At 50.3% G+C, this 9607-nt stretch carries 8 protein-coding genes and 1 pseudogene; 4 read left to right on the forward strand and 5 right to left on the reverse strand.

Features of this window, described 5'->3' with window-relative positions; all coding sequences use genetic code 11:
* Positions 1-2: 2 nt before the first annotated feature.
* Positions 3-428: a hypothetical protein gene (locus tag BUA24_RS08485; RefSeq protein WP_072791326.1), complete on the reverse strand. Its 426-nt coding sequence runs from the start codon at positions 426-428 to the stop codon at positions 3-5.
* Between the two features lie 139 nt (positions 429-567).
* Here BUA24_RS08485 and BUA24_RS08490 point away from each other — a divergent pair, with 139 nt between their 5' ends.
* Together BUA24_RS08490 and BUA24_RS08495 are read left to right on the forward strand one after the other, a co-directional pair.
* Positions 568-2397 (forward strand): S53 family peptidase, encoded by a 1830-nt coding sequence (locus BUA24_RS08490; protein ID WP_072791329.1) that lies wholly within the window; start codon positions 568-570, stop codon positions 2395-2397.
* A 51-nt stretch (positions 2398-2448) separates the two neighbouring features.
* Positions 2449-3891 carry an amidase gene (locus BUA24_RS08495; protein WP_072791332.1) on the forward strand — a complete coding sequence of 481 codons (1443 nt, stop codon included), beginning with the start codon at positions 2449-2451 and terminating at the stop codon, positions 3889-3891.
* Positions 3892-4109: 218 nt separating this feature from the next.
* Here BUA24_RS08495 and BUA24_RS08500 read toward each other — a convergent pair whose 3' ends face one another.
* Both BUA24_RS08500 and BUA24_RS08505 read right to left on the reverse strand, forming a co-directional pair.
* Positions 4110-5456: a DEAD/DEAH box helicase gene (locus BUA24_RS08500; protein ID WP_084660351.1), complete on the reverse strand. Its 1347-nt coding sequence runs from the start codon at positions 5454-5456 to the stop codon at positions 4110-4112.
* 224 nt (positions 5457-5680) lie between these two features.
* Positions 5681-6274: a mycothiol-dependent nitroreductase Rv2466c family protein gene (locus BUA24_RS08505; protein ID WP_072791337.1), complete on the reverse strand. Its 594-nt coding sequence runs from the start codon at positions 6272-6274 to the stop codon at positions 5681-5683.
* An 89-nt stretch (positions 6275-6363) separates the two neighbouring features.
* Here BUA24_RS08505 and BUA24_RS08510 point away from each other — a divergent pair, with 89 nt between their 5' ends.
* Together BUA24_RS08510 and BUA24_RS08515 are read left to right on the forward strand one after the other, a co-directional pair.
* Positions 6364-7104 carry an alanyl-tRNA editing protein gene (locus BUA24_RS08510; RefSeq protein WP_072791348.1) on the forward strand — a complete coding sequence of 247 codons (741 nt, stop codon included), beginning with the start codon at positions 6364-6366 and terminating at the stop codon, positions 7102-7104.
* Between the two features lie 445 nt (positions 7105-7549).
* Positions 7550-8713, forward strand: coding sequence for an NAD-dependent epimerase/dehydratase family protein (locus BUA24_RS08515; protein ID WP_072791340.1), 1164 nt, complete (start codon positions 7550-7552; stop codon positions 8711-8713).
* Positions 8714-9204: 491 nt separating this feature from the next.
* Here the strand turns inward: BUA24_RS08515 and BUA24_RS13405 are convergent.
* Positions 9205-9309, reverse strand: a pseudogene (locus tag BUA24_RS13405) (integrase core domain-containing protein); the annotation flags it as partial.
* A gap of 12 nt (positions 9310-9321) precedes the next feature.
* On the reverse strand, positions 9322-9522 hold the full coding sequence (locus tag BUA24_RS12200) for an integrase catalytic domain-containing protein (RefSeq protein WP_143146478.1): 201 nt from the start codon (positions 9520-9522) through the stop codon (positions 9322-9324).
* Between the last annotated feature and the right edge of the window lie 85 nt (positions 9523-9607).

Genomic DNA, 9607 nt, shown 5'->3' on the forward strand with positions numbered 1-9607 from the left:
TTTTAGGACGCCCCGAGGATCTTGAGAATAGCCTCCCGATCTCTGCCGGCCTGCGAAGCCCTTGTGGCCGTCTCTTTGATCAGCTCCTTGAGCCAGACCTCCAAAGTAACCTGCTGATTTTTCACCGATACCCCACCAATAACCTTTGAGATAACACACTGAGGCGAAGAACCCGACGCCTGTGGAGTGATGCGAAACACAAGGTCTCCCATCCCCAGCTCAGCCTTCTCTAAAGATCCTGATCCCAAGAACTTTTTTTTCCTCTTTAGGCTGACAGATCCGATCTGCAACGATGCTATCTTGTCGATTAGTGTGGGCAGAAAGACATCGAGGTCTCTTAGGTCGTAGCGCAGGGACGATGCGAGCATCTCGATATCGAAAGGCGGAAGGTCGTTCCCGCCTTCCTCAGGAGACTCACCTACTACCATTACCCTACTATAGCCCCAAATAAGAGTAGAGCAAACCTTGCCGGATCTACCTAGCGAGTATTACTCATCAGTAGTCGCATATGATCTCCTTAAGTAGCTGGTTTGGTAGCCGATAAACAGAATGGAGAGACTGCCGAGATTGTCCGCAAGCGTTGCACCTGATAAACGTCTGGTCCGTGTTCGTCCTCAGGTAACTTTGGTTATCGTGGTCGTCGCCTCTTTGGTGCTGGGGTCTGTATCGGCATTGCTCTTGAATCACTATCGACAAGATAGGCTTGCGGCGTCGGTTACGCACCACAACGTAGACGCATACCTGATCCTTTCGTCCGCTAACGAGACTGGCCTAATCCACTTCGACGCATCAGTCTCTACGCCTGGTTCTGCTAACTTCGGAAGGTTCTTGACAACCGCACAGTTCGCAGATCGCTTTGGGGCATCAGAATCAGACATAGGTATGCTACGTAACTACTTCAGCTCGTACCGCATGAGCACGGAAAGACCTTGGGCAAACCGCCTGGTAATGGAGGTCAAGGGTAGTGTGCCTGAAGCCTCAAAAGCTCTAGGAGTAAGCTTCCACGAGGTCAGGGTGGGATCCCTGGGCCAGTACCCAGAAGCTGACCAACTTCCTGCTCTACCCCCAAAGATTCAAGGCGCAGTCGTTGCCGTGGTTGGTCTGTTTCCCAACGGCAACATACCTTCCGTAAAAAATCAAATAACCGAGAACAAGACCTATCAGTTAGTCAGGTATCGACGATCGACCGCTAAGGGTTTTCCAGCTAAAGCCTCAATGATTAGATCCAATCACACCACAGGGTCAGTAAAGGGTTGTGCCGCAGCACAGTTGCAGGCTTATCAACAGGGAGCCTATCTCCCAAATCAGATCTCGGCACTTTATCAGATGACTCCGTTTTACAGACTTCAGGACTACGGGCAAAATGTAGTTGCTGCATTTCCCGAGTTTACTAACCCTCAGGCACCAGATAGCGCCTTTGTTTCATCCGTCAAAGACTATCTGAAGTGTTTTTCGATCTCGCCTCGGTCGATAAGCTACTATCAAGTAGCTGGAGGTTCCGCAAATCACTCGACTAACAACCTCGAAGAGGCGTCGTTAGACGTAGAGAACTTTCTCTCTTTGGCACCAAAGGCAAGAGCCATAATTTACTCCTCAACCCAGGCAAACTCAGATCTTATGTTCATGCAGATGGTAGCACAGGATCGGGCAGATCTTATAGTTTCATCGTGGGGTTCATGCGAGGCGGACACATTTTCCCCTGATGTACAGGCTGAAAATCTAGCCTTCCTAGAAGCTGCTGCACAGGGTCAAAGCGTCATGTCAGCAGCGGGTGACGACGGGTCAGCTGACTGCTGGTCGTCAGGGCACAACACCTCCCTTTCGGTTGACGATCCAGCTTCACAACCTTACGTAACGGGAGTCGGTGGAGTGCAATACAACGGTCCCCTAGCCTCGACACCGCCGTCAGTGTGGAACGATCCGAACTACTCCGGCGGCACTGGTGGCGGCGTTAGCACGTTATGGCCAACTCCCACCTATCAATCCCAGATATATCACAACGATCAAGAGGCGGTATCTAACTGCGCCATCCAGCTAGGTTGCAGACTCGTTCCAGACGTCTCTACGTTAGGAGAAGGATTTTTGGTGCACACACCTACTTATGGCTGGGACGTGATCGGGGGAACATCAGGTTCCACTCCCATCTTTGCCTCAGGTGTTGCTCTAATGCAAAGCTACATCGGTCATCGACTCGGGTTTTTAAATCCTTTCTTGTACAAGGCTTATCAGGACAGCACAGCCACGTTCACCGACGTACAGAGAGGAAACAACGACTACCACCACGTAAATGACGGACTCTACAAGGCAATCAAAGGCTACGACGTAGCATCTGGGTTGGGAACGCCTCGATTTTTCGCTCTGGCCTCCTCCTACCTGCGTTTTGATCCTAGCCGCTGACGCAATATGAAGCGCTTCGGATGATACCATCACAGATAGAGGAGGTAGGCGATGAGTAAGTACAAGGACGCTCTTGAGACGGCAGAGGACCTTGCGGCGCAGCGTATATCGGCCAAAGAGCTTGTAGAAAGTGCTATCAAGGATGCCGAGAGGATTAACCCGATCATCAACGCTATAGTTCATGAGCGATTTGAAAAAGCTCTGACCGAAGCGGCAGATCCAAATCTATCCGCAACGCAATTTAGGGGCGTTCCCATTCTCATAAAAGACCTTGGTGCAGAGATGGAGGGCGAGCCGCATACCCAAGGAGCACAGGTGCTTAAAGAGATCAGCTATGTGGCTACCAGAGACTCATATATTTACAAGCGACTTAGGAAGGCTGGCTTCATTGCCATTGGTCGCACTAACTGCCCAGAGTTTGGCACAACGATGACAACGGAGCCACTGGCCTTCGGTCCTACCCTGAACCCTTGGAACACCCAGTTCAGCTCCGGCGGCTCTTCAGGAGGCTCTGCCGCTGCAGTCGCCGCTGGAGTAGTAACCGTAGCGCACGGTAACGATGGTGGCGGTTCCATTAGAATCCCTGCAAGTCTATGTGGTCTGGTGGGACTAAAACCCACTCGAGGCAGAGTATCACTTGGCCCACAGGAAGCTGAACACTGGGGAGGTGCATCGGTTGATCATGTCCTTACAGTAACTGTTAGGGACTCCGCAGCCCTCTTAGATGTCTTAGCAGGCTACGAAACAGGTGATCCATACGTCGCCCCTCGACACGAAAGCGGTTTTTTATCCTCAACCGACCAGAGACTACCCAAGCTCAAGATCGGCTTGCTCGACCGCCCACTTATGCCTAACGTATCGCCGGATCCGCAGTGCGCTCGCGTAGTTGCGCAAGCAGCCAGACTCCTTGAGGAGATGGGGCACACCGTTGAGATCAACCACCCAAGAGCTTTAGAAGACGAGCGTTTTCCGACGAACTTTGTAGACTTCGTAAGTGCGATGGTGGCTGCAGACGTCGCTCTGTGGAGTGCAAAAACTCAGATCGAGATCGATGTAACCAAGCTAGAACCGACAAACCAGTTCTATTACGCTGTCGGAACGGAGATCAGAGCGCCGAGGTATCTAGAGATCCTTTCTTACTTTGGAGATTTTCGTCGTGATGTCCTAGCGTTTTGGGATGAAGACGGTTACGACCTGCTTCTTACTCCAACGTTGGCACGACCTCCAGCCAGAGTTGGATACCTAAGCGATCCCATCGAGGGTACGGCTAGGGTCCTTGAAACCCTGCAATTCACAGCTCAATTCAACATCACTGGACAACCAGCCATCTCCCTACCGATGGGCTTCTCCGAAGACGGAGTACCTATGGGTATCCAGCTGGTTGCAAACTACGGCCGAGAAGATCTCCTCTTCGCCATAGCGTCTCGTATAGAGGAAGCTAACTCCTGGATCAACACACTCCAGTTGATGCAAGAACAGCTCAGATCCCACTAGCACACTTTTAGAAAGAACCACTCTTTCCAGGTCCGTGATAAGGATACCGGAGCTTCCCATCACAGGCGAAGGATACGGTTAGACAAGACAACATCACCGTAAGGTCTACAACCCAACCAAAATGCCGTGAGACTCCCGTTGCAAAGGAAAAACTCACGGTACATAACTTCTTTGTATCTCAAAGCATCTGCTGCCCAAAGTAGACCGACTGATAACTCCTAGTAAGAACGACGCCGGCTGGGCACCGATCCCTCTCTTGAGCCAGAGCGACCCCTCGAAGAGTAACCGTTGCTCCTAGAGCCCGAGTACCCCCCACTATTACGCCTTTGAGAACTCCACCTCGACGACGAAGTCGACCTCGTTCGGTCTTGAGGATGGACTTTATACTCCTCGGCTACCGGCTGTTCACCTTGTGCGATTCCTTTGAGAGCCGGGTCGTCAACATTAACCTTGAGGATTGGTTGCGACAGTCCAAGCGACTCCTGCATTTTAATAAGCGTTCTAACTTGGTTACCCTGTACGAATGTAACTACAACTCCAGCTTTGCCGGCTCGAGCGGTTCTTCCCGAGCGGTGGACGAAGGCCTTCTCGTCGTCTGGCATGTCATAGTGCACTACTAGGTCAAGTCCCGAGATATCAAGTCCACGGGCAGCGACATCAGTAGCAACTAGAACCTGGGTCTTACCCTGAGCAAAACGCCTTAGTACTCGCTCTCTACCTGACTGCCTAATCGCTCCTGTAAGCAGTTCGGCATCAGCACCCTCCTCGTAGAGGAGTTGCGCAACTTCTTCTGCGGAGTCTCTCGTCCTGACAAACACCAAGGAACGTTCCGCACCGTGGGTTACTTTGGACAACAAAGCGTTCTTATCACGTGCGTCCACATAAAAGAAGTGGTGCGACATGAGCTCGCTGCGATCTTCCCTCGGAGCTACCTCGTGAGTGACTGGGTTTTTCATATGTCGTTTACGTAAAACATCTACGTACCCATCCAGCGTCGCCGAAAAGAGCATCGTTTGGTGATCTCCGCCCACATGGGACAGGATCTCTTCTACATCAGGGAGAAATCCCATGTCGGCCATGAGATCTGCCTCGTCGAGAACGATCCTTTCCAGCGAGTTCATGTACATCGCTCCCCTACCGATCAGATCGAGTAGCCTTCCAGGCGTGGCCACTACGACACTCACACCCTTACGTAGGGCCCGAATCTGGCGATCTATCGGAACACCACCGTAGAATGCCTCTATCCAAACCTTCTTGGATGGATCGGTCTGGGCCAAAGAGAAAAGTACGTTTCTAACCTGAAGCGCAAGCTCCCTGGTTGGAACCAGAACGAGTGATCCTGGAGCTAGAGGTTTGGACCTCTTCGCTAGCTGAACGAGGGGAATTCCAAAAGCAAAGGTCTTGCCTGAACCTGTGGACGCCTTACCACATACATCCTTGCCTTGCAGAGCCTCAGGAATAGCGGCTGCTTGGATCTCAGAAGGAGTCTCTATGCCAAGCTGAGACAGGGCATGGATAATCGGTTCGCTGACACCAAGATCCGCGAAAGTTACAGTTTTTTCCAAAGTTATATCCTATTCCTTACTATTTCAGTCAACAAGTGCGGCTTCTAAGCTCCCTTGCTGACCTGATCGAATAAGGAACAACGAAGGCACTCTCACGTCTCAATACAACGTTCACTACAAGATACACGCTTCAGTCCGGTTTCCGTCATCTTGGTAGGAGTAATGTTATCAAGGCGTTGCTAACATCCCCTACCATAACGAGATCTTGCTCCCGAGATGCAATGCTACCGGTGCCGTTTCATCTCCGAGAAGCTAGGAGTTCTAACTAAGGTAGACACGGCGTCGAAGACGTCGAGCGCTTCTTGACCACTTAGTGTTTCCGTTAGAATCGGTCCATAGATGGCACGCTGATCAGCTATTTCAAGCACGGGTGATCCCGTTCCATCTCCGGCAAGTTTGTGAGCGTAGGAGTGCATCGCTCGAAGCAGGTCATCGATACTCTCATCTTTGAGATGCACTCTGCATCCGTCTAAGCCGACTTCACTTAGACATCTCTCAACGACGTCAAGTGATACTTGTTCTTCACCTTCAAACCATGCCTCACCTAAGGCCCTATAAAACCTCCCGATATCTTCATATCGCGCATCTTCACAGAGCTTGGCAATGACCCTCAAGGCAAACAGAGAAACATTTAGCGCATCTGCGTACTCTTCGGGGATGGCTCCCTCGTTCAAGAAATAGAGAGAGAAGGGCCTCCACATAATCTCTATCTCCTTTGAGTTGGAAATTTCGACCAGCCAACGGGAAGTCTTCCAGGTCCAGGGGCATACAGGATCAAAATAAAAGGCAACCTGGCCTTCTGCAGGTTTTTCAAACATTGGATAGCCTTCCTCTCTTTAAGCTGAGTGTTTCATCAGTCACCGCTGAACTACTCACTTCATACTACGTCGCCTACTATATTGCAACTGTGGAAGAGCACTACGTAGAGCACTATGGACCTACCCAAAGACTCGAACTCAACGATCCCTATCTCTCAACTAATCGCGCCACCGTCATAAGGACCGGTCCAGATGGCATCGTCCTAGACAGATCATGCATCTACCTAGGCGGAGGGGGACAGCCCCACGACACTGGAAAGATCCTCCGTGAGAATAAAGAGTTTCTTATAACCAATGTCAAAAAGGTCGAGGGGAACGCCTATCTAACACTCTCTGAAGACGGCAGCGACCATCTCCAGCCAGGGGACGATGTCGAGGTAGCTGTCGACTTTGAAAGACGTTATCAGCTGATGAGAACTCACACGGCAATGCACCTCGTGGCAGCAGTTCTCAACAAGATCGTCGATGCACCGGTAAGCGGATCGGCCATGGAGCCACTTAGCGGTCGACTTGACTTTGACCTCGGGTCGTTATCTATGCCCCCAACCGAAGAGTTGTCCGAAATGTGCAACTTGGAGGTGCAAGCCGCAAGAGAGCTTCGTTGGTACCACATATCCGCTGACGATCAAAGTGATGATCTGATAAAGACCGCTGCAAACCTCCTACCAAAGGGGCTCACACATATTCGGATAGTCGAGATAGAAGGACTAGATCGACAGGCTGACGGTGGAACTCATGTGAAGAATACATCCGAGATAGGTAAAATCAGTATCGATAAAGTAGAAAGTAAAGGGAAAGGTTTCAAACGAGTACGAATCTCCCTGTCGTAACTTCAATATCAACCCTCGCCACCTAACAAGCGAACCTCTCAATAGACACTGTGAGTTCGCTCAAACTATAGGCGAAGTTCAATGAATGCGTGGGTTGTCTGAGGTTTTCGCCTCGAAACTCCTCCCACCAAAGAGAGCTCCTTCTCAAACCAATGTTAAACCATTTGCAGGGTATAACAGTATCCAGAGGACTCTGTGGTGCTCTTTAGACAGCAGTTGTATCATTAAATGGCTGTTACATACGCCGAAGCCACCTTATGTATCGAAATTTACATCCTGTTTACACCCTACGTGATAAAGACTGTGTACAATTATGTTCGTGCATACCCAACCAGAAAGGTCTCATCAAAGTTGCACTGTCTAACGAATGCGATCTAGGATCAAGACTGATCGTTGCAACCTAAGTCGGTGTTACTCGTCCTATTGAATCGAAAGGAAGCTCAGTATGAAGGTATTGGTTTTAGGAGGAGATGGATTTTGCGGATGGCCAACCTCTCTGCACCTGTCTGCTCAAGGACATGAGGTCAAGATCGTAGACAATCTAAGCCGCCGCTTCATCGACACGATACTGGAAGTTGAGTCGCTCACCCCAATTAGTTCAATTGGAAGAAGAGTGGCAGCGTGGAAGGAGATCTCAGGAGCTGAAATAACCTTTGATAACCTGGACATTGCACAAGAGTACGATGCGTTTGTAGCATTACTTAAATCCTTCAAGCCCGACGCAGTCGTACACTTTGCGGAACAGCGCGCAGCTCCTTACTCCATGAAGAATCCCAAAGCCAAGCGATACACGGTGGACAATAACGTAAATGGAACTCACAACCTACTCTGCGCTCTCGTAGAGGCCAAGATAGACGCGCACGTTGCTCACTTAGGAACCATGGGAGTATACGGTTATGGATGGTCAGGCTCTGCTCCAATACCAGAGGGCTACCTACCTGTAAAGGTGAACACACCGGAAGGTGAGATTACAAGAGAGATACTTCATCCCGCAAACCCTGGCTCAGTCTATCATCTGACAAAGACGCTAGATCAGCTCATGTTTGCATTCTATGCGAAAAACGACGGTATAAGAGTAACCGATCTTCATCAGGGAATCGTATGGGGCACACAGACCCCAGAGACAGGGAAGGACGAGCGGTTGATCAATCGCTTTGACTATGATGGCGACTATGGTACGGTTCTCAACAGATTTCTTATGCAGGCAGCCTACGGTCACCCGCTAACCGTTCACGGTACCGGCGGACAGACCAGAGCGTTCATTCACATAAGGGACACCGTCAAGTGCATTGAGATCGCACTCAATAACCCCCCCGAAAAAGGTGAGAAACCCGCAATCTTCAACCAAGTCACGGAGACCTTCCGCGTCCGAGACCTAGCCAAGCTCATAGGGGACATGACCAACACAGAGGTTATGTACATGGAGAACCCCAGGAACGAGGCGGAAGAGAACGAACTCATCGTTGAGAACTCGCAGTTTCTCAGTCTCGGTCTTGAACCAACTACACTGTCCACAGGACTATTAGAGGAGATCCAAGAGATCGCATCGAAGTACAAAGACAGAGCTGATCGCACGAAAATTCTTGCAACATCTAAGTGGAAAAGCTAAGCCGCCGGATTTAGTACGGAACCTTTTGCTACTTGGTATCGCCCAGTACCCTAGGAGCTGCGTAGTTAGCAGGCAAACGTGTTTGGTTGGGATTGCTTTGTTATCTCAACACAAGCGGGACGTATTGCTTACAACGCGCCTAGCTCCTTGGTGTCGTTGAGGGGTCCCCAATAGCTGATCCACTGTCTCTGTGAGTTCTGCCTTTGGTTATCGTTGTTGAGAGTATCACCCTACCCATCCTGCTCGTCTTTCCACTAAAGGAAACATCCAAGAGAGCAGGAGGGGTTGGGGGGAGTATAGCTTTCTTCGGTTGTGCTGCTTTCGCCTTCTCCTCCCGTACTTCCCATTACATATGTGGTCGTTCTTTGGCGCTTCGTAGTCGCCGTCGCTGCTTCACAACAGGGAGCGCCAAGAACTCCTTGGGAGAGAGATAGCCCAAGGAGCTGTGGAAATATGAAACTATGAGGACGATACTAGTTGTACTTTACTTGTCAATTCTCCAAGAGGAGCTGAGCTTCAGAGATGCTGTCGAAGAGCTCTCCGTTTATCATCTCATCTCGTAATCTCTTATTGAAGGACTCGACCTTGCCGTTTTGCCATGGCGATCCTTAGATGGTAAAGCACAAGGTCACCCCTAACTCATCACAGAACTCCGAGAGGGCGTGTGCAATGAACTTCGGACCATTATCAACCCGGAGGTACTTCGGTGCTCCTCTGGTGGCAACCAGATCATCTAAGTGCACAAGCACTCCTTCTTTGTCGATGGACCTTGAAGCAGAGATACAGAGGCTTTCTCTTTTAGTACTCATCAATAATGTTCAAGAGCTTGATGGGATAGGTATCGGTGCTTTGGCAAAGGAGGAAGTCCATAGCCCAACACACATCAACTGACGT

The sequence above is a fragment of the Ferrithrix thermotolerans DSM 19514 genome (genome assembly GCF_900128965.1).
Lineage (GTDB): Bacteria > Actinomycetota > Acidimicrobiia > Acidimicrobiales > Acidimicrobiaceae > Ferrithrix > Ferrithrix thermotolerans.

Bases quoted from the DNA above. Each gene is read 5' to 3' on its own strand.
- BUA24_RS08485 (WP_072791326.1), bottom strand. From the start codon at position 428: ATGGTAGTAGGTGAGTCTCCTGAGGAAGGCGGGAACGACCTTCCGCCT.
- BUA24_RS08495 (WP_072791332.1), top strand. From the start codon at position 2,449: ATGAGTAAGTACAAGGACGCTCTTGAGACGGCAGAGGACCTTGCGGCG.
- BUA24_RS08505 (WP_072791337.1), bottom strand. From the start codon at position 6,274: ATGTTTGAAAAACCTGCAGAAGGCCAGGTTGCCTTTTATTTTGATCCT.
- BUA24_RS08515 (WP_072791340.1), top strand. From the start codon at position 7,550: ATGAAGGTATTGGTTTTAGGAGGAGATGGATTTTGCGGATGGCCAACC.
- BUA24_RS12200 (WP_143146478.1), bottom strand. From the start codon at position 9,522: ATGAGTACTAAAAGAGAAAGCCTCTGTATCTCTGCTTCAAGGTCCATC.